This is a genomic window from uncultured Fibrella sp., from assembly GCF_964250085.1.
Classification (GTDB): domain Bacteria; phylum Bacteroidota; class Bacteroidia; order Cytophagales; family Spirosomataceae; genus Fibrella.
Genome location: NZ_CAXUEC010000003.1, coordinates 44,346 through 68,219, shown reverse-complemented (window position 1 = coordinate 68,219; position 23,874 = coordinate 44,346). Strand labels below are relative to the sequence as shown.

The window sequence follows — 23,874 nt, the reverse complement described above, 5'->3', positions numbered from 1 at the left end:
TGGGTAGATGCATGACGGCATCGAATTCCACAAACCAGCGCCCGATTTTCTATTGTTTTAACACCTTGAACTGGCTGCGTCGCCCGTCCTGCTCGGCCGTCAGGATGTAGACGCCAGCGGGTTGGCTGCTCAAGTCGATGCGATGCTGAAGCTGCCCCTGCCGAACCGGGCCAACAGACTGCTGCACCAACGTACCTGCGGCATTGTAGAGGTGAACCAGCACGTCGCCCCGGCCCGGTACGTCGCCCTCGAGCAGGAGCCCGCCCGTTGTCGGATTGGGCCAGGTACGTACCAGCAACGGCAACGCCGGTTCGGTTGCCAGCAGTTTAGTCACCGTGACCAGGGCCGTTCCGGTGGCGGTACCCACGCCGCATTGGCTGTCTCGTACCTCCGCAAGTCGGTAGCCAATGGTCGTATCCGGCTTTACAGTCAGGGTAAAAGGTGAGGTGGACGTGGTGTAGGTGCGCGGCCCGAAGAAATCGGTTAGCACAAATTGCCAGGGTGGTGTCCCCGTCAGGGCAACGCTGATGCGCGTAGAATCTCCCTTGAAAATAGACGTATTGCCCGTTAACGTACCTGTAGGCGTATTGCGAATGGAGACAGGGCCAAATGTTTGCCCAGCGTGAACCGGGTTACTGGAGTTGATGCGAAACAGGTACGTTCCGCCAACCGGGGTAGTGGCGGCAATGAGGCCCGTTAGTGATTGAAGCGAGCTGTTTGTGCCAATCGGCTGGAAGTTCTGTCCGTTACCATTCGACATCAGCAGCGTAAAAACGTTATCTGCTCCAAACGAACCGGTAAGCCCTACCTCAGCGGAGACCGCTTTGCCCGTACAAAATGTGCTATAGACGCTAAAGAGCCGGATCGTCACCTGGTTGGCGGGCAGGGCAGAAATGGATACGACACCGGCAACCGTTGCCACGCCGCAACCGTTTGCCGCCCGTATGATCGAGTAACTCGTTGTTTGACTGACGACCAGCGGAATCGATAAGGGACTGCTCTCAATCGGAATAACCTGCCCCGTTGACAGCGTAACTGAATAAGGCATACCACTGGCCGACGTGATAAGCAGGCTAATCTGGTCGCCGATATACGTTGCCTGAGTACGCGGGCTGAGTGCGGCTACTATGGACTGACTCACCATAAATGACAGGTCTTCGCGGGTGAGGGTTAACGAGGGAGCGGCCGTAACGATTTCCACCGAATACGTGCCAGCGGCCAGCCCTGCCGACAGTGTCGCTACTCCCGTTTGACTACTCGTTTGCGCAAGAAGCGTAGCCGCACGGCTTGTGAGGTTACGGGCATAAACCGTGAAGCGGGTATCTGCGGTAAACGCCCCATCGCCAACGGCATATGTGACCGATACCGGCTCGTTTTCACAGATCGCCGGTTTAACCATCAGTTGATTGAGCAGGGTACGTTCCAGTATCCGCACCGTACCACTCGATTTACCATAGCCGCATGCGTTCTGCACCAGCCCCACCGAATACGTACCGGCCGCATACACAGGGATATTTTTCATTGACGTACCGTCTGCGTAGAAATCCGTCTGTCCGGTAGTGAGGTAAAGGCTTGCCCCTCCCAGAAACGGCGTAGCCACCGACAGAGCCAGATTTGCCAGGCCAGCACTCGACAACTGCACCACGCTGCTGCCAGTTGGGCTACTGAGTTTCAGGTCGGGTACGCTCAGGGCCGCTAGTTGAGTGGTGGCGGTTTTGCTCAATAACGTGGTCGTGCCCGCCTGATACGCTAGTCGGTAATACCAGCGTTTAGCAGCCATTGACTTCGGCAGTGTAATTACCAAAGGCGAGGAAGTGCCGGTAGTGGGCAGGTCGGTGAATGTGCGGCTATCCTCCGACACCTGCACGGTGTAGGTTCCCCCCGCTGGCAGCGAACCGATGGCCGTAAATGGCAGCTTGGTTGGCTGATCTACACACGCCTGGCTCAACGTGCCAACGTCCAGCGTATAGGGCGTGACCACCGCAGTCAGGGCGCCAGGTGAAGACACTCGCCGACCACAGGCATCGACCACCGACCGGTAGCCGTACACAGTCGTGCCGGTTGGTGCATAGCGTACAATGGGCGATTCAACGAAACTATACCAAATGCCGCGCTGACCGCTCAGCAGTTCGTATCGAAAGGGGGGCACCCCGGTCATGCTATACGCCAGATCGAGGGGCTGCCCCGCCGTGGTGGTAACCGACCCGACGTTGAACACGGTGGTCTGTCCGTTCTGGATAAGGTTGATATGGGCCGTTGATTCCTGCGAACTCACCCAGGAATCCACCTCATTGCTGCGTAAAATGGGGTCCGTCGATACAACCCGGATCTTATAGCTTCCGGGTTGAGAAGGCAGCGTGATTGAGAAACTGCCCGGCCCGGCCAGCGTAGTACTGGTTGGATTAGCAAAATTGCCTGTTCCATCCGAGAGTTGCACGGAAAAGCGATTAGTAGCACCAAACGTACCTGCCGGGTAAAATGAAGCATCGTATGTTGCCCCGGCACACGACCGGCCCGGAGCCAGTGACCGTCCAAATACATAGATACTGGCGGGCAAACTAGTTGGCGTTTGTACGATCACCGTTGCCGTACCTGACAGGGGCGAAACGCCACATTCATTTTCGGCCGAGACCAGCGAGAAGGTACTGGTTTTTGAGACAAACACATCGGGCAGCAAAAGGCCGCTGTTCGATCCTGTTGGCTCGTAGGGCAGATCAAACCGTTCGCCACTGGCCAGCCTCAGGGTCACCTGCCCACCGCCCGACCAGCCAACGTAGGGCGACCACGCTCCGGGCTGAGGTAACGTACTCGTGACCGAGGCAAAAAAGGCCTGTGGCCTGCTTTTCACCATCAGCGAAACGGCGCCCGTGCCGATGGTTGTGCTGTTGGCGGCATCCACGACTGTCAGGCGGTTGATGGCCGCAGACGGGATTGAGCCTGGCATGGCAACAAACAGTTCGCCCAATCTAGTGGTCGTTGCGTCCAGTGTATAGTACGGGCCAAATTGAACTTTAATGGCCTTTGGCACCGTGTAGCCGGGTGTTGGCGTGTAGAAGATCCTGACCGGAGTGCCAGCGCATAGCTCCGTTGTCGACAGCGAATCGATCAGAAGACCGGGCCGGGGCGTTACACGGATCGTTGAGGTACGTACCTGCACCACATCCGCACAGGCACCTTCAATACTGGCAATGCTGTAGGAAGTGGGGGCCGTTGGGGTAAACCGAACAATCTGCCCGCCTTCGTACCCCGGCAAGTACTGCACACCTGCGCCCAGGCTTAGGCCAATAGACGACATTCCCTGACCAGTCAGGTTGACAGCCAGGGCAAGTTCTGTACCTGGTGCGGGGTCAGGTTGAAAACCAGTCCAGGGTTCCAGCGTTAGAACCGGGCGGTTGGAGATCGTGAAGCTGCTCTCACCGCCAGCGTAAGTTACATAGGCGCTGATGTTGTTCTTTATATCGTACACCCGGATTCGCGTGAACGTTTGCGGAACACCTTCCGGTAGTTGTAGCTGTAGCGGGCTGGCTGTGCCACTGATTGGTAACGCAACCGTCTGATTGGCAGTCAGGGTCATTTCAGCTGCAAAAACTGGTGGCTGAGCGAGGGGTGCGCTGGTCGAATAATAAAGCGGAACCGTTTGAGTTTTGCATAATCGGCCTTGTTCGGCCCGGATCGTAAACCCCACCGAACCAACGTTTACCGCAACCCGGTCGGCCGTAACGGTTCCGTAGCCGCAGGCATTGCGAATGCTGGCAAGCTGATAGGTAGTGGTTTGAGCGGGTGCAACCGGTACGAAAGTCGTGGTTACGTAGGAATTTGAATACGCTGCTACGTAACGGCTGCTATCCTGAAAGGTGAGCGTATAACTGCCAGGCCCCTTGACGCTGACAAGCAAAGAAGCTGTTCTGTAGGGATTCACCGGTACATCTGGAAAATCACTGCCCGTCAGTTGGGCGGTCATCGGCTGAGCAACGATAAAACTTCCCACAGGGGCACTCACGTACTGTGTGCTGGTAGCAGCAAGGCGCAGGTAATAATTGCCCGTTGGCTGAAGCGTAGCAGGGAGGGTGACCGACGCCGGGCTGCTGACGAACGTACCAGGCAGGTCACTATAAGGTCCGTTAAAACTCGTGGCCACCTGTGCTTTAAACGCATTGCCGAGCGGGAACGTACCTGTGGTTGTGAACGTCAGGTTCAGCACTGAATTAACGCAAATGGCCTGCGACGAATTAGTGGTAATAGACAGAGACTGAGACCGGGCCAGGAGGGGTAACTGAAGAGCAAAAAAAAGCCAGTAACGCGCAAGTGTCATGTAAACGACTGATAGGGATGGTGAATAGGAACTGAAAAATAAAGAGTCTTCATGAATGAATCGACATGTATCGGGTGGCTTGATAAAATATAATTCAATCGCGTAATCTTCCCGGCATTATCGGCCTGTTGCGCCTTTCCTCTGTATCTTTGCACCCTCAAAAAATCGACTGCACTACGTAATGACCGCTCCCATTCGCATCGCCCTCCAGAAATCGGGCAGACTCAGCGAAGATTCATATCAACTGTTCAAAGCCTGCGGTATCCGCTTCGACTATGGCACGGGCAAGCTCAAATCTGTTTCGTCCAACTTCCCCGCCGAGTTTCTTTTCCTCCGCGATGATGATATTCCCGGATACGTTGAAGACGGCGTCGCCGACCTGGGTATCGTTGGCGAAAACGTGGCCGTTGAAACCGGTCGGCAAGTGACTACCGTGCACAAACTGGGTTTCTCGAAGTGCCGCCTGTCCATTGCCATTCCACGCGGCACGATCTACAACGGGCTGAGCGATCTGAATGGCAAAAGCATTGCTACCTCCTACCCGAATCTGCTGGGTACGTACCTGGCAGAACAAGGTATCCGCGCTGACATTCACGAAATTAGCGGATCAGTCGAGATTGCGCCGAGTATCGGGCTGGCCGAGGCCGTTTGCGACATCGTATCGTCGGGCAGTACGCTGCTGAGCAATGGCCTGAAAGAGGTGGAAACTATCTTCCGGTCCGAAGCCGTCATGATTGCCCATCCCGGTCTGGCGGCCGAAAAGCAGATCCTGCTCGATCAGTTGCTGTTCCGCATCAACGCTGTGCAGGCGGCCAAAAACAACAAATACATTGTTCTGAACGCCCCCAACGACGCCATACCGGCCATCTCGAAGCTGTTGCCGGGCATGAAAGCGCCCACCGTAACGCCACTGGCCACCGAAGGCTGGAGTTCCGTTCATTCAGTGATCAACGAAAACGATTTCTGGGAAAACATCGAAGCCATTCGCGCCGCTGGTGCCGAAGGCATTCTTGTTGTTCCGATTGAGAAAATGATTAATTGACCCCGTAGAGACGCATCCTTGCGCCTCTACGACCATCAACACCATGCAAATCATTCCCTTTCCCGACCGTGCCGAATGGCCCCGGCTGTTGGCGCGGCCCATGCAGTCGTCGGCGCAAATTGAGTCTGTTGTCGCCCCGATTCTGGCGCAGGTACGTACCCAGGGCGACGTGGCCCTGATCGAACTGGCCCGGCGTTTTGATAACGTCGATCTGTCGGTATCGGGCCTGCATGTGACCGAGGAGGAATTAGATGCCGCTGAAGCCCAGTTGAGCAACGAGTTGAAAGCCGCCATTCGTCAGGCGTACAGCAACATCCGCACTTTTCACGAAGCGCAGAAACAACCCGTCGAGAAGATCGAAACCATGCCCGGCGTCACGTGTTGGCGGCGTAGTGTGGGCATCGATAAAGTAGGCATTTACATTCCCGGCGGCACGGCACCGCTGTTCAGTACGGTGCTCATGCTGGGCGTTCCGGCGCAACTGGCCGGTTGCCGTGAGGTGGTACTTTGCTCACCCAGCAATCACCCGGCCATTTATTTTGCGGCCAAACTGGTCGGCGTTACTAAAGTATTTCGCGTTGGTGGCGCACAGGCAATTGCCGCCATGGCCTATGGCACCGAGAGCGTCCCGCAGGTGTACAAGATATTTGGCCCTGGCAATCAATACGTTACTTCGGCAAAAATGCTGATAGCCAAAGAAGGCACCGCCATTGATATGCCCGCTGGCCCCAGCGAAGTAGCCATTTACGCCGACGATACGGCTGTACCCGCTTTTGTGGCCGCCGACTTGCTTTCGCAGGCCGAACACGGTGCCGATAGCCAGGTGCTGCTCGTTTCAACCAGCAAAAAGCTGCTCTCTTCAGTCAATCTGGTGCTAAGTACGCAAATGGACCGTCTGCCCCGCCGCGATCTGGCGGCTAAAGCCATCGACAACAGCAAGGCCATTCTGGTAGATACCCACGCCGACGCCGTCGACCTGCTGAACCAATACGCCGCCGAACACCTGATTCTGAGCGTGGCCGATGCCGAAGCCGTTGCCGAACAGATCACCAACGCCGGGTCTATCTTTTTGGGTAACTACACCCCCGAATCGGCCGGTGACTATGCCTCGGGCACCAATCACACGCTGCCGACTAACGGGTTTGCCCGTGCCTACAGCGGCGTTTCGCTCGATAGTTTCGTGAAGAAAATCACCGTGCAACACATCACACCCGAAGGCATCCGAAACGTTGGTCCCGTGGTGGAAGCGATGGCCGAAGCCGAATCGCTCGACGCCCACAAACGCGCAGTGAGCATCCGACTGGCCTCACTACAAGGCTAGTTCACAATCGACTGCTTGTTTAAGCGGTCATTGGGCGATGCTGTTATTGCGGCTACGGCACTTGATCATCATCTTCCTGTTCTGACCAATAATGTAGATGACCTCTTAACGATCGACAGCCTGACCGTCATTCCGTTAGGTACTATTCTGGCTGGTAAAACAACCTAAGCTGAGGCAATTCGAGCGAGACAGGGCGATTTTCGCGTTATTTTTGGCGCAACGTACCTGCATCAGCAACCTAGTGCTGAGCCCTCTGCCAATGCCCCATCCTCACGAATCCATCATTGCCAGCCAACTGGCTATTTCGGCCAAATCAGTCGCCAATACCCTTGATCTGCTCACTGGCGGCGCCACAGTGCCCTTCATTGCCCGGTATCGGAAAGAAATGACCAGCGGGCTCGATGAAGTTCAGATTGCCGCCATTCGCGATCTGGCCCAGAAACTCTCCGACCTCGACAAACGCCGAGAGGCCATTCTCGGCACCGTTGCTGAACAGGGCAAATTAACGCCCGAACTGCGTAAGAAAATCGAAGCTGCCGACTCCATGACGGAGTTGGAAGACCTGTATCTGCCCTACAAACAGAAGCGCAAAACCCGCGCCATGCTGGCCATCGAACGCGGCCTGGAACCCCTCGCCGACCGTATTTTCAGCCTCCGCGACCCCAACCCCGAACAAACCGCAAGCCGCCACCTCTCCGATACTGTACCCAGCATTGCCGACGCCTTGCAGGGCGCACGCGACATTATTGCCGAACGGATCAGTGATGACGCCGACGCCCGCCAGCGCATCCGCACACTCTTCGACCGTGAAGCGATCATCCGATCGACGGTGAAGAAGGGCAAGGATGCCGGGGGGGCGAAATACAAAGACTACTTCGACTTTGCCGAGCCGCTCCGAAAGGTGCCTTCTCATCGCTTGCTGGCCCTCCGGCGTGGTGAAGCGGAAGGCATTCTCAACGTAAGCATCGCCCCCGACGAAGAGGCCGCCCTTGAGCGGCTCGACCGGCAATTTGCGGGACGTACCTACGCAGGCGCTACCCGTGCCAGTCAGGAACAGATGGAACTGGCAATCAAAGACAGCTACAAACGGCTCCTGCGCCCGGCGATGGAAAACGAATTCGGCAACCTGTCGAAAGGAAAAGCCGACCAGGAAGCCATTCGTATTTTCGCGGGTAACCTGCGTCAACTGTTGCTGAGTCCGCCGCTAGGTCAGCAGCGCGTTATGGCGATCGACCCCGGCTACCGGACCGGCTGCAAAACCGTTTGTCTGGACGCTCAGGGCAATTTATTGGCCGATACTGTGCTGAATCTGTTTGCGTCTGACGGCGAGAAGCAACGCGCTTCCCAGACCGTACGAAGCCTGCTCGACAAGTATAAAATAGATGCCATTGCTATTGGTAACGGCACCGCTGGGCGCGAAACAGAGGCATTTATTCAGAGCCTCGACCTGGGCAAACCCATTGTGATGGTGAGCGAACAGGGTGCGTCGATTTATTCGGCGTCGGAGGTAGCCCGGCACGAGTTTCCCGACAAAGACGTAACCGTTCGGGGCGCTGTCAGCATTGGCCGCCGGTTGATGGATCCACTGGCCGAACTGGTTAAAATCGACCCCAAATCAATTGGCGTAGGGCAATACCAACACGACGTTGATCAGAACGGCCTGAAAAAGAGCCTCGACGATGTGGTCGAGAGCTGCGTAAACTCGGTTGGCGTTTCGCTCAATACAGCCAGCGCGTACCTGCTCCAGTATGTGTCGGGCCTCGGACCGCAACTGGCGCAAAACATTGTTGCGTATCGGGCGCAGCAAGGGGCGTTTCAAACGCGGGATCAGTTAAAGAAGGTGCCCCGCCTGGGTCCGAAAGCGTTTGAACAGGCAGCCGGTTTTCTTCGGATACCTGACGCCAGCACTGATCCTAAAAAAAATCCACTCGATAATTCGGCGGTTCACCCCGAACGCTACGAACTGGTTGGCCGAATGGCCGCTGATGTTGGCTGCACCGTAGCGGAGTTGTTGAAAAAGCCCGATCTACGCAAGCAGATCAAGCCCGACAGGTACGTATCGGCCACCGTTGGGCTGCCAACACTCACCGATATTCTGGCCGAACTCGACAAGCCCGGCCGCGACCCGCGCCAGGCACTGACGGTCTTCAGCTACGATGAGCGGGTAAAAACGGTGAGCGACCTGCACGAAGGCATGGTACTTCCCGGCGTGGTGACCAACATCACCGCCTTTGGGGCCTTTGTCGACATTGGAGTGAAGCAGGATGGGCTGGTACACGTATCGCAGATGGCCAACCGGTATATCACCGATCCCAACCAGATAGTAAAAGTGCACCAACAAGTCACCGTGAAGGTACTGGAGGTCGATACCACACGGAGACGAATTGCGTTATCCATGAAAATCTAATAGCTTGCAGTAGGCGTTCGGGCCGTCAACGTAGCCCGAACGCTTACCGTAAATCACTCCTCTACCCTTATGCAGCAGACGTTTTCCCGCCTTTCTGCTTTATTCGCCGGGCTAGTCACCGGCCTGTTTCTTTTCACCTCCTGCGCCTCAACGGGCCCACTCCTATCGTCCTCGCCGAGCAGATCGACTGTCAGTAAACGAACAACGTCGACCCGTGCAACAGCCTCGAAATCGGCCAAATCGGCCAGCTCGCTGAAGACTGTAGACTCGAAGACATATGTGAGCCGGTATGCCCGCGAAGTGATCAGTCAGGCACGTACCTACACGGGAACGCCCTACCGATCGGGCGGCAATACCTACGAGGGCATCGACTGTTCGGGGCTGATCTGCTCCGCATTTTCATCCGTTGGCCTGAAGATGCCACGCATTTCCTGGCAGCAGTCGGAGGTGGGTTATGAAGTGGAGGTATCCGACATCAAGCCCGGTGATCTGATCTTTTTTGTTCCCGATCATGGCAAAGCCGGGTACGTTTCCCATGCCGCCATTGTCACGGAAGTACGCGGCGAAAACGACATCCGCTTCATTCACGCTTCATCCTCCCGCGGTGTTCGTGAAGACAATCTGTACTCCAATTACTTCAAAGGGCGATTTGTTAAAGCGTTGCGGCCCTTTTGAGCAGTTCAGTTATGCCGGATCTAAGAAATCCGGCATAACTGAACTGCTCAAAAGGGCCGCAACGCTTTAATACAAAACAAAAAGCCCCAAACGCATCCGTTTGGGGCTTCAGTATAGGAAAAATCCAACTAGTGGAGAATATCGGAGTCGAACCGATGACCTCTTCCATGCCATGGAAGCGCTCTAGCCAGCTGAGCTAATCCCCCATTGCGAGTGCAAAACTAGCGTTTTTACGTTATCCTGTCAAGCTTCGCAGGCAAAAAAAAGTAACGGCACCGCCGGTTACTGCTCAATCATCTCAGCATCAGCGATGATGTAGTTCAATTCGTAAATATTATCGGCGTTCAATTTTAACGTACCCCGGAAAGTGCGGCGTTCGTCGGTCTTGAATTTGCGACCCGGCTTCTTGAATTTCAACGATACGACTGATTCAGGGCCAGCACCGCCGCAGAAGAAGCAGGCCGAATAAGGAAAGGCCGACAGTACATACACGTTCGACTCCAGGTCGACCGGCAGCACATACCCAGTCAGTTCAACGGGCTTGCCGCTCATTTTCTGGATGGCCGCGCCAAACGTTGGGTACAGCATATAAACCGACTCTTCGGCGTACCACTTTTTTTTGAACGTCACGTCCCGAAGCGATTCCCAGGACAGTTTCACCGGATCAACCGCCTTTGGCGTTACCGATACCGGAGCAATCGGGCGAAAACTGACCAACCCAATGCACAGAAAAAGAACAACAACGATGAAGCGAGGCATACTTAAGTAGGTTTTTTGAGGAACTGAAAGGTAAATGTGTAAAGTTTATTAGTTTTACTTGTATCAACGCGTCCAGCTATAAGCCAGTGCCCGTTCTACTCAACGACCATTCCGATTTGTCGCCTTCAAGCCCTTCGCAAGCGGAGCCTATTCGGCTTACCCGCCTGTATACCGCCACATTGCTTGGTTTGGCCCTGCTATTAACCATAGCTGAAGTCATTACACAGTGGCAAATTGATAAGTTCCAGGATGAATTGTGGTTGATTCGATACACGGCTACTCAACGGCATCAGAGCCAACAAATTGCGAAAAAAGCAATACAACTGGCCGATACCCGCGACTCGCTAACCTTTCGGTCTATTCAACATGACCTGGGTACGTTCTTCAGTGCCATTGAACAGTCGCACCTGGAAGGGCGGCGCGGTTTGGTCAGGGATTCAACGGGTCAACGGTCGACTCGGACCATAGAAAATAGTCGGGAAGTAAAGCAGCGATACGAAAATGTAAGACCTCATTTTGAAGCTCTTCAACGAAGTATTCGCCAACTACTTGCCCTGAGTGGCCCCAACGAGATGCGGACGCCCACCGCCCAGGCAAATCTCAATCTGCTGCTGGCCAACGAAACGCCTTTTCTGGAAAAAATAGATCTGGTGGTCCGGCAATACACGTCTGAGCTACGGCAAAAATTAACGCGCCTGCAACATGTTGAACTCTGGTTGCATTTACTGACCCTCTGCACGCTGGCCGCCATTGCCTTCTTCGTGTACCGCCCGGCAGCGCGTCGCCTGCGACAAACAATCGACCGACTGGTGGCCGCCGAGAAACGCACGACCGAGGTTAACAGAAAACTGACAAGCACCAACAAGTCGTTGAAAAAGGCACGCCAACAACTTTTCGATGCCACTAAGCTCCAGTTTCAGCAGCAGATTAACGAGCAAAAATCGCGCACCGCTTATCTGATGGCCGGTCAGGAGGAGGAACGCAAACGCCTGTCGAGAGAACTACACGATGGCTTGGGACAGATGCTGACGGCAATTAAACTTCAGGTTGAAGGGCTGGAAACCCGGTTAGCTAACGATGGTGTATCGAACGCAAACTTATCACCCTTAAAGACGTTAATTACTCATACTATTCAGGAAACCAGGTCCATTTCAAACAACCTGATGCCCAGTGTACTAAGTGATTTTGGGCTTATTCCCGGATTACGCATGCTGGTGGATAGTCATAACCGGCCAGATAATGAATCGGAAAACCTGCGGGTGACCCTACAGGCTGACGAGTGGTTATCTGATAGTGCCCATCGGCTGGATAAAAATATTGAAATTACCCTGTACCGGGTTTGCCAGGAAGCCGTAACGAACGCCATCCGGCATGGCAAAGCCACCAGGATTGACATTCAATTGTTTGAAAAAGATCAATACCTTCACTTAACCGTCACGGATAATGGTGTGGGTTTTAAAACCCAGCGGTTGGTAAAAGAGCCGCACGGGCAGGGGGTACACAATATCCATGAGCGTATTAAACTGCTTAATGGTATCTTTAAATTAACCTCAACGCCAGGAAAAGGCACTAAACTAAAGGTAAGTATTCCCTACCACTCTCAATTGATATCTCACGATTATGATCAAACTAATGCTGGTTGACGATCACGCCATTGTGCGTGACGGTGTTCGATTACTACTTGAACAAAACGATGGCCTCTCTATCATCGACGAGGCCAACGATGGCGAAGAAGCGCTGGAAAAGTTGAAAGCCCATCAGGCCAACAACACATTGCCCGATGTAGTCCTGCTCGATATTTCCCTGCCGGGTATGTCAGGCATTCAGGCGGCGCAACATATTACACGCCTGAACAAAAACATTCGGGTGCTGATGCTCTCGATGCATAACAACGAAGACTACATCCTGCGGGCGGTTGAAGCAGGCGCGATCGGCTATATCCTGAAAGATTCATCGAGCGATGAAATGATCAAGGCGATCAAGACGGTTGCAACGGGTGAAAAGTACTTCAGCTCGCCTGTAGCCACCATTATTCTAAACGGCTATATGCAGCAGATGCGCAAAGACCCGGCCAGTACGGCTGGTGGCGGCAAGGCGCGGCGCTCGAAATTGTCGAAGAAAGAAAAAGAAATTCTGAGCCACCTGATTGAGGGGCTGAGCAGCCGCCTGATTGCCGAAAAACTGCAACTCAGCGTTCGGACAGTCGACAACCACCGGGCCAATATGATGCGCCGGTTACAGGTCCGTAACGCCGCTGAACTGGTTCGGATGGCCGTTGAGGAGAAGCTAGTATAGCCTTTCTTCTAGTGTGCATTAACCAATAGTATACATACAAATGTTTATATTATAAAAAGCAGAGTGTAGATTTGTTGCTGTTAAACTACACTCTGCTTTTTATGACACGTACTATTACGTTTTTTGCGCTACTCATCGTGGCGTTTGTGCTTTCAAATTGTAAATCAGGCGATTCCGTTACGCCTAACCAAAACGCAGCCCAATTGCTCGCCCGTAAGTGGGACTTTGGTGAACTAGTTATTCAGACAGATGCTAAGGCATATAGTGTAATACAGCCAGCCAGTGTTGAAAACCAGCTTACGTTCCTGACAAATGGCACCTACACCTATGTAGATAACAGCGTAGCTAAATCGGGGAAATGGGTTTTAAGCAACGGCGATAAAACACTAACTACCACGGATGCCAAAGGGGCACAAAACACCCGGCAAATTACCGCACTAACTACTACAGCTTGCGAATTCAGATCAACAACTGTTGATGTTACCAAGAGCGACGATCCACTAAGCCCGAAATACACGCCTGAAGAGCAGTCTGTTTATTATACTGGTTTGCTCATTTTGTTCAGTCTCGATAAGCAAAACGGTGGTACGCTTGATCTTAGCAAGGAGCCCAAGCCGAAGACGATACAACTGGTAGTAAAAGGGAAAGCAATCTGATTACCACCTTCCAGGTACGTTCAAACTTAATTACAGATTAAACCGAAGCCCTCGGGTTCGGAAATGTTGGTGTTTCAATCGAACATTTCCGAACTTTAGGGCTTCATCTGTATTGACCTTCGCCATGCGCATTTCCTTCTCTCCCGCAACGATTCTTGTTGCAACCTGTCTTCTCTTCATAACAACATGTAGCTTTGGCCAATACGGCGGGGGATACGGTGGAGGTGGCTACGGGGGTGGCGGTTATGGCGGTGGTGGTATGGGGCGCGGCATGGGTGGTAACATGAGTAATGGAGCCAACTTCAAGCCAACGATGCCCAATATTGCGGGTGAAATGGCCGCTAAGGAAACAAAGTGGATGAAGGAAAACCTGGATCTCACCAAAGATCAGGCTAAGGCCATTAAGACACTCAACAACGACTACGGAAAAATTGAGCAGGAGGCCATTAAAGAAATCATGGGCAGCGACGGCGGGCGGTCGAACCCGGAAGCGGGTAAACAGGTTCGCGACGCCATGATGATGTATAACGAGGAAAAAGAAGACAAGTTCAAGACTATCCTGACGCCTGAGCAATGGACGTTGTACCAGACCAAAAAACCGGATATGCAGCGCGCAATCGGCGGTATTCGCCCGCCAGCCCCTCGCGGCATGCAGGTAAACAAAGACTCCACAACAACCGCCGAAGCACCTAAACAGTAGCCCGCCCGTTGCCGGAGAGGAACCCTTTCCGTTCATCGCGTTGTTACCGATCACACAGACGAACCGGCCAGTATGCCGGTTTTTCAGTTTATTTATTACCCTATTAAATATATCGAATAACAACACTAATCCGTTTAAGCCATGTCACTCCGATTAGGCGATATCGCCCCCGATTTTACGGCCAATACCACCGAAGGTCCAATTCATTTCCATGAGTGGCTGGGCAACTCATGGGGTATGATTTTCTCGCACCCGGCTGATTTCACGCCGGTCTGCACCACCGAACTAGGCCGCACCGCCCAGCTAAGCGACGAGTTTGCCAAGCGGGGCGTGAAGGTGATTGCCGTTAGCGTTGATCCGCTCGATCAGCATCACGAATGGGTGAAAGACATTAACGAAGTGAACAACACGACGGTTAATTTCCCGCTCATCGCCGACGAGAACCGCGAGGTAGCCACGCTCTACGATATGATTCACCCCAACGCCAGCGAAAAAGCAACGGTTCGGTCGGTGTTTATTATCGGGCCAGACAAGAAAGTGAAGCTGACACTAACGTACCCAGCCTCGACCGGTCGTAATTTCTTCGAAATTCTGCGCGTCATCGATTCGCTTCAACTGACGGCCAACTATTCGGTGGCAACGCCCGCCGACTGGCAGGAAGGCGAAGACGTAATTGTTACGCCCGCCGTACCGAACGATCAACTGGAAGCTAAGTTTCCAAAAGGCGTGACGTTTGTGAAGCCCTATCTCCGCAAAACACCCCAGCCCAACAAGTAAATGCGGGCGATTGTCCTTAAAAGTAGGCAGCGGCTCGCGATAGATGACCGCTGCCTACTTTTTTTCCAAACCTTTGGCGACCTGATTCGTTAGAAATACGTATCACAAAAAACTCAACGTCATGCCAAAGAATTTGAATCCGCAACACGATGAAGGGCCAGTAGCAGAGGCCATCGAGCAACAAACCGCCAAATTACCTTCCGACCTTTTCCTTTGGGGAGGTATTGGATCACTGGCAACAGCAGCGGCTTGCTTCGCCACCGGTAAGCGGCACGAAGCCCTGTTGATCGGTCAATGGGCCGCGCCGATCCTGATCCTCGGTTTGTATAACAAACTGGTGAAACTGGAAGGGTCTGACTAAGACAGTTTCAACTTTCAGGAGGACCGCCTGAAACCATAGTACTGCGTTTCAGAAAATGGCAGCGGTGACGTCTTCGGGCGTCACCGCTGCCATTTTTGTATGTTTGCACTTCAACTCGCTCACCGCCTATGAAGTCACTGGTTCTGCTCCGGTTCATCTATCAGAAATACAACCGATTGATCTGGCTGGGAGTGGTCACGCTAGTGCTGGGTTTTGTAATCTGGCGATTGACCCGGCCGACCGATGTGATGCAATGGCGTTTTGTAGACGGCTACGGCATAAAATTCCCTACCCGATTCACAGTACACGGATTCGATGTGTCGCGGCATAACAACCGCATCAACTGGGACCGGGTGGCGGCCATGAACGACGGCGGTGTCCGTATGCAGTTTGTCTTTATGAAAGCAACGGAAGGAGCTACCCTGGCCGACCCGACTTTTGCCAAAAACTGGAAAGAGGCCAAACGGGTGGGCCTGCGACGCGGCGCTTACCATTTTTATCACCCCACCCGCGACCCACTGAAACAGGCCGCTAACTTCAGCAAACGGGTAACACTCGCCTCCGGTGACTTACATCCGGTACTCGATTTTGAGGTCACCAACGGCGTGGCAGACGATAAAATTATTGCCGATCTTCACCTGTTTCTCGACGCGCTGGAGGCTACGTATAACGTCCGTCCCATCATTTATACGAACCCAAGCCTCTATAAACGGTTCATCAAAGATAATTTCGATGTATATCCCCTCTGGATCGCCGATTATTCCAAAACAAATCTGAACCGCTACGACCCGGATAAACTCTATATCTGGCAGCATAACAAGAGCGGTTGGGTAAACGGAATTCGGGGCTTCGTAGACCTGAACACCTTTGTCATGGACCCCGACCGGATGGTGGAACTCTGCATCGATTAACCTACAATGAGCATGCAGATCAACTCTTTTTTCGCAGGAAATCTGCAACTGGGTGAAGGTATATTTTTCGACCAGCACCACGACCACGTCTGGTGGGTCGACATTCTGGAGCAGCGCGTTTACCGGTCGAGTACCGATGGAAGTGCGTTGCAGGTTTGGCAAACGCCAGAGCTTGTGGGCTTTGTGTTGCCTCATCCAGATGGCGAGCGCTACTGGCTTGGCTTAAAATCAGGGCCACACACCGCCTACCTACGCGATCTTGAACCGCCTGACATTCAACGCATTGGAACTGTAGATAGCACATTGCCGCAGATTCGGGTGAATGATGGCAGTTTGTCGGCAGATGGTCAGTCGCTGTATGTTACCACGATGGATATGGACGTGAAGCATCCGCTGGGCCGGTTGCTCTGCTACGACCCGCAGGGCAGGGTTACCGAACTGTCGACCAACTTTGTAATCAGCAATGGCCCTGCGGTCGCCACTCACGAACCGGTTGTGTATGTAGCCGAGTCGGAAGGCCATGCTGGTCGGCCAAAGGGCGTGTATCGGGTATCCCTCCATGCAGCCACACCTACTGAATCGCTGCTGATCGAATGGCCATACGAGGGGTCGCCGGATGGCGTGTCGATGGATGCGTCAGGTACGTTATGGGTGGGTACGTATGGCGACCACTATATCCGGCAGTTTAGCCAGCAGGGACAGTTAATTCGTACCATTGAGCTACCGGCCATGAATGTGACGAAGGTGGCTTCTGTGGGCAATCAGCTCTACGTAACCTCGGCGGCAGAGGGTGTCTCCGACGAACTTCGGCGCCAGTTTCCCATGACCGGCCACGTGCTGGTCCTTGATAGCGTAGAATAAACCTCGATATTCGCACAGCTTTTTAATCGATTACAACCAAACCATGCTGACCAATCACTCTTTTCTGGCTCTTCCCGCCTACGCCCAGTTAAAAGCTCATTTCGATGCCACAGAGTCGACGCATATGCGCGACCTGTTTGCCGAAAACCCGGATCGCTTTACCCAGTTTTCGCTCCACTTCGAGGATATGCTGGTCGATTTTTCGAAGAACCGGGTTACCACCGAAACCATGAATCTGCTTCGGCAACTGGCCGACCAGGCGGGTATCACCGATGCGATTGGCAAGCTGTTCTCGGGCGACAAGATCAACGGAACAGAAGGCCGGGCGGTGTTGCACACGGCCCTGCGCAACCGGTCGAACACACCGATTCTGGTAGATGGAGAAGACGTGATGCCGGGCATCAACGCGGTGCTCGATCACATGCGCGACTTTTCGGATCAACTGGGCGCAGGTACGTGGAAAGGCCATACCGGCGAAGCCATTACCGACATCGTTAATATCGGCATCGGTGGGTCAGATCTAGGTCCGGTAATGGTTACCGAGGCACTGAAGCCCTACGCCCGGCCTACCCTGCGCGTCCATTTCGTGTCGAACGTAGATGGCGTTCATATCTACGAAACACTGCAACAGGTACGTCCCGAGACCACCCTGTTTATGATTGCCTCGAAGACGTTTACCACCCAGGAGACCATGACCAACGCCAACTCGGCCCGGCAGTGGTTCCTTGATAATGGCGGAACGACGGAGGGCATTGCCCGGCATTTTGTGGCGATCTCAACGAATGAGAAAGCGGTAACAGCCTTCGGCATTGATGCGGCCAATATGTTTGGTTTCTGGGATTGGGTTGGCGGACGTTACTCGCTCTGGTCGGCCATTGGCCTATCAATTGCCTGCTACATCGGTTTCGACAATTTTGCGGAACTGCTGGCGGGTGGTCATGCCATGGATGAGCACTTCCGCGATACGCCGCTGGAACAGAATATTCCGGTGACACTGGCTTTACTGGGCATTTGGTACAATAATTTCTTCGGTGCTCAGTCGCAGGCTATTTTGCCTTACGATCAATATATGCACCGGTTCGCGGCTTATTTTCAGCAGGGCGATATGGAAAGTAATGGCAAATCGGTTGATCGAAACGGTGAGCCTACAGAGTATCAGACGGGGCCAATTATCTGGGGCGAACCCGGCACAAATGGTCAACATGCCTTTTACCAGCTTATTCATCAGGGCACGAAGCTGATTCCCTGCGATTTCATTGCTCCCGCCATCAGTCACCGACCATTGGGTAACCATCACATGTTGCTGTTATCGAACTTTTTTGCGCAGACAGAAGCCCTGATGAACGGCAAAACGGAGGAAGAAGCAGACAACGAACTTAGAGACGCGGGTAAATCTGCGGAAGAAATTTCGCAGATCGCACCATTTAAGGCGTTTTCGGGTAACCGACCCACCAATTCGTTTCTCCTTAAATCAATCACGCCCAGATCATTAGGCAGCCTTATTGCCATGTATGAGCATAAGATTTTTACGCAGGGTATTATCTGGAATATCTTCAGTTTCGACCAGTGGGGCGTAGAGCTTGGGAAGCAGTTGGCTAGTAGGATTTTACCTGAGTTAGAGGACAATACACCCGTCACCAGCCACGACAGCTCGACAAATGGTTTGATCAACATGTACAAGCAACTGCGGTAGCAAAAAAACAATCTAACAAATCTATAGGTTAAGGAGGCGTGATTCACATCACGCCTTTTTTAGTGTCCAACAATAAACGTTATGAAAATGAACAAGGTACTTCTAGCTGTCGGCTTACTGTCGGCAGGCATGGCATTTGGCCAAAGCGGGACGACCAGACCATCGTCTACAACAATGAATACGTCGAACTACAATACGACGAACACGACCAACGAAAACAGCCGGAATGCTACGATGGGAACGAATAGCAGCACCAACCGGCCAACCTCAACAACGGGTAGCTCGTATAACAGTAGTGGGTCAACTACCGGCACAGGTAGCAGCATGGGCACCTCAGGTATGTCGACGGGTTCATACAGCAATTCATCGGCTACGGGTAGCAATGGCAGCATGAGCACGGGCACGTCTGGCTCGTACAACAACGGTTCGTCTACGTCGGGCAACTCGGGTTATGGTTCTTCTTCATCGACCCCATCAACCAATAGCGGCAGCTACAACAGCATGGGCACCTCAGGTACGTCGACAACGACGCCTTCGACCACTGGCAGCTACAACAGCAATGGCATGGGTACGTCGTCTACTACTGGCAGCTACAACACGAACAGCGTAGGAACTGGTACGTCAGCAACCACGCCGTCGACGACCGACTACAATACGAATTCGAACACAGGTACGTCGGTAACAACCAACAGCACGTATTCAACTGAAACAACGGCTCGCCCGGCCCGGACGAACGATTACAAGAATTTCGCCTACGGCATTTATGTTGGTGTGAATACGACCAAGTTTAAAGGCGAAGCACTGGATGCCAATGGCAGCGCGACGGCATTGACTGGCCGGTTGGGCTATCAGGCTGGTTTCTTCGTTCGTGGTGGTGGCCGTCTGTACGGACAGATTGGTGCTGAGTATTTTGCGTCAAGCTCAAACTACTTCACGGCTGGTCAGGGTCAGTCGGCGGCTAGCATTCGTGATCAGATCAACATCAAATACATTCAGGTTCCAGTGTACGTCGGTTATAAACTGACCGAATCTGATCGGGGTATTTCGGCGGTTCGCGTACAGCTTGGCGTTGAATATGCCAATCAGATTGGCTCGACGGCCAACCAGTTCGGTAACCTGAATGATTTTCAGGTGAAGTCAGGTACGTTCAACGGCCTGGGTCAGTTAGGCTTCGATGCGGGTCCGCTTTTCCTAGATCTGACGTATCATTATGGGTTCTCTAACGCCATTCAGCAGAATGCAGGATTCGCCGGTTCACAACGCCGCATTCTGAGTGCCAGCCTAGGCTTTAAATTCTAGAATGCAGTCTGGAGTAGTGTAACCGTTGATTAAGGTAACGGTTTATGAGGGTCACCCATGACAGGGTGACCCTTACTATTTCTATAGACTCAATAGATAAATCAACAAACAATCTGGTAAATGCCCGGTTGTAAAAGTGATTAAAGTTTACAAACTCAACTAACGTTATGAAAAAGCAAGTACGGGTCATTGCGCTGGCAGCCTTCTCTCTGGGGGTAAGCCTGCTCGGTGCCACAACGTCTATGGCACAACGCTACGACGACAACCGCGTCGATGATCGGCGGCGGATAGACGATCAGTATGACAACCGCGACAGTCGCCGGGATGACCGCCTCGACACACGGGAGCGTGAACTGCGCGATCGGGAACGGCAGCTAAGAGACCGTGAGCGGGACCTTCGCCGGGATGATAGCCGCCGGGGAAATGACGTAGACGAACGAATCGACAGCCGACGCGATTTCCGAAGCCGCCAACTTGCCGATCCTCGCTACGACAATGATTTTCGCGACCGGAATTCGGGGCGGCAATATGGTATTGAAGACCTAAGCAAAGCATATGACGAAGGATTCGACGACGGCCAGAAGTCATCGGAGAAACGGACAAAGCAAGAGCACCGGGAGAATTACAAAAACTTCACGCTCGGTCTCTACGGCGGAGCCAATTCAACTCGCTTCCAGGGTGAATCGCTTGATGCCAACGGGAACGCTACGGGCCTTGCGGGCCGGTTGGGTTACCAGCTTGGCTTTTTCGTGCGTGGTGGCGGTCGGTTCTACGGGCAGATCGGCGCTGAATACCTGACATCAAGCTCTGAATTTTATAGCACGGTTAGCACGCCCGGCAGCGGTACTACCGTTACCGTCAATGGTATTATTAGCAACGTGGATCAGCAATATCTGCACGTACCTGCTTATGTAGGCGTTAAACTAGCCCAGTCGGAGCGTGGCGTTTCGGGTATCCGCCTTCAGGTGGGGGCTGAGTTTGCTACGCCGCTGGGCGGCAGAAACGCTACATTGAACATCGACCGGTCGAGCTTCAACGACGCTACATTGAACGGCCTGGCCAACATTGGTTTCGACGCTGGCCCGCTGTTTATCGACTTTGTGTACCATCACGGTTTCCAGAACGTACTTCGCGACAACACGTCGAATTCGCAACGCCGCATTCTGGGTGTAAACGTAGGGGTTAAGTTCTAAAAGGAGTTTCAAGCAGGTCCAAAGTTCAGGGTCTATCGGTCAAAGTTGCTCTGCCCAGACGCACATAGTAAATCTGGCAGACTAACTTTGACCGGTAGACCCTGAACTTTGAACCTGCTTTTTTTATTCCTTTTACCATGAATACGCTCTTCCCCATTTTCGTTAAACTCGACCAGCTCCAGACCCTGATTGTTGGGGGTGGGTACGTTGGTTTGGAGAAACTCACGGCTGTGCTGGCTAACTCGCCCGATGCGCCCGTGACCCTGGTTGCTCCTGACATTCGGGCAGAGATCCACGAATTAGCGGCCCATCATCCGGCGGTTACACTTGTACGGGACAGCTACCAGCCTGCTTTTCTGACCGATAAAGACCTTGTCATTGTGGGCACCAATGATAAGCAGGTGAACAGGCAGGTGCAGGCCGATTGCAAGGCTCGTAAAATTCTGGTCAATGTGGCCGACACACCTGCCCTTTGCGACTTCTATCTAAGTTCGGTCGTAAAAAAAGGCGACCTGAAGATCGCCATTTCGACAAATGGAAAGTCGCCCACGTTCGCCAAACGATTGCGGGAGGTGCTGGAGGAGATGCTGCCCGACTCGCTACAGGAGACTCTTGATAACCTGACTGCTATTCGCAAACAACTTACCGGTGATTTTCAGGCAAAAATGGACCGCCTGAATGAAATCACGAAGGTGTTGAAGTAAGTTTCAGGTGTCAAGTGCTCCGCTGACCGACGAGATGGTTGGTCAGCGGAGCACTTGACACCTGAAACTTACTTCCTAATTCATCTGTGCGTAGGTGTCGACCATTTTTTTAATGGTTGTCCAGCGGCGACGGGAGATGGGGAGGCGTTCGCCGGTTGTCAGTTGCACGTAGGCACCTGTCTGATCGCGTTCGACGCCAACGATGTAACGGGCATTGACCAGGCAGTTGCGATGCAGCCGGAAGAAGAAATGAGTAGGGAGTTTGGGTTCGTAAAACTTAAGGGTACGTGGCATCAACATTCGTTTTCCGTCTTTCCAGTTCAACCAGGTGTAGTTCGTTTCAGACTGAAGGTAAACCAGATTGGCGACAGAGAAAGACTGTTGGCCACACTCGCGCTGATAGAGGCGAAGCGAAGGCCATTCGTCAAAACCGACACGATTAGCGGTAAGGGCAGATGGTACAGGAGAAGCCATATTAGTTATCGGTAACAGGAGTTGGTTAAATAGATGTATCAAATCTATAATTAACTATAACCGAAAGCTACTCGGGCGTCACTCGTTGTAGGCTATTGATAACGTGTGGTATGCAAACGTGCCTTTTTTGTATGCCAAAAGCAGGATCTAAAAAGGGAGCCAATTTGGAAGGGTAGGTGATTTATGGCCGAGCACCACAAAGTAGATCAACCCGGCCAGCAGGCAGTAGCCAATGGCCAGCCATTTTTTCTTTTGCGTGAATAGAACGAAGTTGTGGTGGTAATCATACACCATCGACGCCGTGAGGCCGGCAATCATCATAAAGAACGACAGGATGCCCAGATCGGCCCTATAGAAGCGTAGACCGGCCAGTACAGGGGCTCCCGCGGTGACATAAAGCAGCCAGCAACCAAAACCCGCCCGGTAGAGATACACACTCAAACGAGGGTCGTTTTTTAGGTCGAATAAGTCGTTGGAAACTTTTTCGGACATGCGCTTTGTCTGTTTAATAAATTGAAGATACGTTCTTTTTACGATTGTGTCAAAACCGTTACCATGAACTCTACCGACGCTACCCCTGTAGCCCCCCTTTATAACACCATGACGGTCGATCTTGTCCGCGTGGATGATGCCTTTCATTTTGCCGCTACCGGCGTCGCCAACGTCACCCTTGATATCGACGGTTCGACGGATATTGGTGGGCATAACGCTGGCGCACGGCCAATGGAGATGCTTCTGATGGGGTTGGCCGGTTGCAGCGCCATTGACGTCATCGTGATTCTGAATAAACAGAAACAGGTCATCGATGATTTCAACATCCAGGTACGTGGTCAGCGTGAAGCCGGTGCCACGCCTGCTCCGTTCAAAACAATCCACCTTGAATATCGACTTAAAGGTAGTCTCGACGAAGCCAAAGTGCGCCGGGCTATTGACCTGTCGATGGATAAATACTGCTCGGCGACGGCTCAGCTTCGCCCCACAGCCGATATTACCTGGTCGCTGGTGCTGGAGAATTGAGTTAGCGTCTAAAGTTCAAGGTCTAAGGGGTCAACGTTGCTTCGCAGATTGGCAGCGCAACGTTGACCCTTTAGACCTTGAACTTTAGACGCTAACTCAACAGATTTTGGTCTGAAATTTGTAGCTTACTGGCTGAAACAAACCTAGTTACTACCATGAAAAACCTACTGATGGGCCTGGCCCTGGTTGCTACACTTTCGTCGGCTGCTTTTGCGGGCGATACCGTTAAAGAAAAGAAAGCCAGGAAAGCCAAGACCGAAAACTGCGAGAAAAAATGTGAGAAAGGGGCCGGTGGACCATCCTGCTGCATGAAAAAAGCGCAGGTCTAGTTCGTTTCCAGGCTACTCTAAGGGGCCCACTATGTAGTTTGCTTTTAACGGCAAATTATGTAGTGGGCCTTTTGTGTTGGTTTTCATT

The 23,874-nt window shown here is 52.9% G+C and carries 23 protein-coding genes and 1 tRNA gene; 19 read left to right on the top strand and 5 right to left on the bottom strand.

Features of this window, described 5'->3' with window-relative positions:
• Positions 1-49: 49 nt before the first annotated feature.
• The gene (locus ACFE8Q_RS09805; protein ID WP_375445209.1) at positions 50-4,312 is read right to left on the bottom strand and encodes a T9SS type A sorting domain-containing protein; all 4,263 of its coding nucleotides are present in this window, start codon (positions 4,310-4,312) and stop codon (positions 50-52) included.
• 181 nt (positions 4,313-4,493) lie between these two features.
• On the opposite strand from ACFE8Q_RS09805, the gene hisG reads away from it, so the two are divergent.
• From hisG to ACFE8Q_RS09780, 5 genes are all read left to right on the top strand, one after another.
• Positions 4,494-5,354 (top strand): ATP phosphoribosyltransferase, encoded by an 861-nt coding sequence (gene hisG / locus ACFE8Q_RS09800; RefSeq protein WP_375445208.1) that lies wholly within the window; start codon positions 4,494-4,496, stop codon positions 5,352-5,354.
• Positions 5,355-5,397: 43 nt separating this feature from the next.
• Positions 5,398-6,675, top strand: a complete 1,278-nt coding sequence (gene hisD / locus ACFE8Q_RS09795; protein WP_375445207.1) for a histidinol dehydrogenase — start codon at positions 5,398-5,400, stop codon at positions 6,673-6,675.
• 15 nt (positions 6,676-6,690) lie between these two features.
• Positions 6,691-6,843 (top strand): hypothetical protein, encoded by a 153-nt coding sequence (locus tag ACFE8Q_RS09790; protein ID WP_375445206.1) that lies wholly within the window; start codon positions 6,691-6,693, stop codon positions 6,841-6,843.
• 91 nt (positions 6,844-6,934) lie between these two features.
• On the top strand, positions 6,935-9,082 hold the full coding sequence (locus ACFE8Q_RS09785) for a Tex family protein (RefSeq protein WP_375445205.1): 2,148 nt from the start codon (positions 6,935-6,937) through the stop codon (positions 9,080-9,082).
• Positions 9,083-9,151: 69 nt separating this feature from the next.
• On the top strand, positions 9,152-9,757 hold the full coding sequence (locus ACFE8Q_RS09780; protein ID WP_375445204.1) for a C40 family peptidase: 606 nt from the start codon (positions 9,152-9,154) through the stop codon (positions 9,755-9,757).
• 132 nt (positions 9,758-9,889) lie between these two features.
• On the opposite strand, the gene ACFE8Q_RS09775 is transcribed toward ACFE8Q_RS09780, so the two are convergent.
• Together ACFE8Q_RS09775 and ACFE8Q_RS09770 are read right to left on the bottom strand one after the other, a co-directional pair.
• Positions 9,890-9,963 (bottom strand) — tRNA-Ala (locus ACFE8Q_RS09775).
• 76 nt (positions 9,964-10,039) lie between these two features.
• On the bottom strand, positions 10,040-10,516 hold the full coding sequence (locus ACFE8Q_RS09770; protein ID WP_375445203.1) for a DUF3299 domain-containing protein: 477 nt from the start codon (positions 10,514-10,516) through the stop codon (positions 10,040-10,042).
• 116 nt (positions 10,517-10,632) lie between these two features.
• On the opposite strand from ACFE8Q_RS09770, the gene ACFE8Q_RS09765 reads away from it, so the two are divergent.
• The 12 genes from ACFE8Q_RS09765 to ACFE8Q_RS09710 all read left to right on the top strand — a co-directional run bounded on the left by ACFE8Q_RS09765 (position 10,633) and on the right by ACFE8Q_RS09710 (position 21,966).
• The gene (locus ACFE8Q_RS09765) at positions 10,633-12,159 is read left to right on the top strand and encodes a sensor histidine kinase (protein ID WP_375445202.1); all 1,527 of its coding nucleotides are present in this window, start codon (positions 10,633-10,635) and stop codon (positions 12,157-12,159) included.
• On the top strand, positions 12,149-12,811 hold the full coding sequence (locus ACFE8Q_RS09760) for a response regulator (protein ID WP_375445950.1): 663 nt from the start codon (positions 12,149-12,151) through the stop codon (positions 12,809-12,811). Before ACFE8Q_RS09765 ends, ACFE8Q_RS09760 begins: the two co-directional genes overlap by 11 nt.
• A gap of 101 nt (positions 12,812-12,912) precedes the next feature.
• Positions 12,913-13,467 carry a hypothetical protein gene (locus ACFE8Q_RS09755; protein ID WP_375445201.1) on the top strand — a complete coding sequence of 185 codons (555 nt, stop codon included), beginning with the start codon at positions 12,913-12,915 and terminating at the stop codon, positions 13,465-13,467.
• 124 nt (positions 13,468-13,591) lie between these two features.
• The gene (locus ACFE8Q_RS09750; RefSeq protein ID WP_375445200.1) at positions 13,592-14,167 is read left to right on the top strand and encodes a hypothetical protein; all 576 of its coding nucleotides are present in this window, start codon (positions 13,592-13,594) and stop codon (positions 14,165-14,167) included.
• 141 nt (positions 14,168-14,308) lie between these two features.
• Positions 14,309-14,944, top strand: coding sequence for a peroxiredoxin (locus ACFE8Q_RS09745; RefSeq protein WP_375445199.1), 636 nt, complete (start codon positions 14,309-14,311; stop codon positions 14,942-14,944).
• Between the two features lie 121 nt (positions 14,945-15,065).
• On the top strand, positions 15,066-15,305 hold the full coding sequence (locus tag ACFE8Q_RS09740) for a hypothetical protein (protein ID WP_375445198.1): 240 nt from the start codon (positions 15,066-15,068) through the stop codon (positions 15,303-15,305).
• 128 nt (positions 15,306-15,433) lie between these two features.
• On the top strand, positions 15,434-16,216 hold the full coding sequence (locus tag ACFE8Q_RS09735; protein ID WP_375445197.1) for a glycoside hydrolase family 25 protein: 783 nt from the start codon (positions 15,434-15,436) through the stop codon (positions 16,214-16,216).
• Positions 16,217-16,228: 12 nt separating this feature from the next.
• On the top strand, positions 16,229-17,077 hold the full coding sequence (locus tag ACFE8Q_RS09730; protein ID WP_375445196.1) for an SMP-30/gluconolactonase/LRE family protein: 849 nt from the start codon (positions 16,229-16,231) through the stop codon (positions 17,075-17,077).
• A gap of 43 nt (positions 17,078-17,120) precedes the next feature.
• Complete coding sequence (pgi, locus tag ACFE8Q_RS09725) at positions 17,121-18,770, top strand: glucose-6-phosphate isomerase (RefSeq protein ID WP_375445195.1); 1,650 nt, start codon at positions 17,121-17,123, stop codon at positions 18,768-18,770.
• Positions 18,771-18,857: 87 nt separating this feature from the next.
• Positions 18,858-20,069, top strand: coding sequence for a PorT family protein (locus ACFE8Q_RS09720; RefSeq protein ID WP_375445194.1), 1,212 nt, complete (start codon positions 18,858-18,860; stop codon positions 20,067-20,069).
• 167 nt (positions 20,070-20,236) lie between these two features.
• Positions 20,237-21,262 carry a hypothetical protein gene (locus ACFE8Q_RS09715; RefSeq protein ID WP_375445193.1) on the top strand — a complete coding sequence of 342 codons (1,026 nt, stop codon included), beginning with the start codon at positions 20,237-20,239 and terminating at the stop codon, positions 21,260-21,262.
• Positions 21,263-21,399: 137 nt separating this feature from the next.
• Positions 21,400-21,966: a bifunctional precorrin-2 dehydrogenase/sirohydrochlorin ferrochelatase gene (locus ACFE8Q_RS09710; RefSeq protein WP_375445192.1), complete on the top strand. Its 567-nt coding sequence runs from the start codon at positions 21,400-21,402 to the stop codon at positions 21,964-21,966.
• Positions 21,967-22,041: 75 nt separating this feature from the next.
• Here the strand turns inward: ACFE8Q_RS09710 and ACFE8Q_RS09705 are convergent, their stop codons facing one another.
• Positions 22,042-22,440: a LytR/AlgR family response regulator transcription factor gene (locus ACFE8Q_RS09705; protein WP_375445191.1), complete on the bottom strand. Its 399-nt coding sequence runs from the start codon at positions 22,438-22,440 to the stop codon at positions 22,042-22,044.
• Between the two features lie 147 nt (positions 22,441-22,587).
• A complete protein-coding gene (locus ACFE8Q_RS09700; protein ID WP_375445190.1) occupies positions 22,588-22,932 on the bottom strand; it encodes a hypothetical protein in 345 nt (114 codons plus the stop codon).
• A gap of 63 nt (positions 22,933-22,995) precedes the next feature.
• Here ACFE8Q_RS09700 and ACFE8Q_RS09695 point away from each other — a divergent pair, with 63 nt between their 5' ends.
• Together ACFE8Q_RS09695 and ACFE8Q_RS09690 are read left to right on the top strand one after the other, a co-directional pair.
• A complete protein-coding gene (locus tag ACFE8Q_RS09695) occupies positions 22,996-23,457 on the top strand; it encodes an OsmC family protein (protein WP_375445189.1) in 462 nt (153 codons plus the stop codon).
• Positions 23,458-23,612: 155 nt separating this feature from the next.
• Positions 23,613-23,786 carry a hypothetical protein gene (locus ACFE8Q_RS09690; RefSeq protein ID WP_375445188.1) on the top strand — a complete coding sequence of 58 codons (174 nt, stop codon included), beginning with the start codon at positions 23,613-23,615 and terminating at the stop codon, positions 23,784-23,786.
• Positions 23,787-23,874 lie beyond the last annotated feature (88 nt).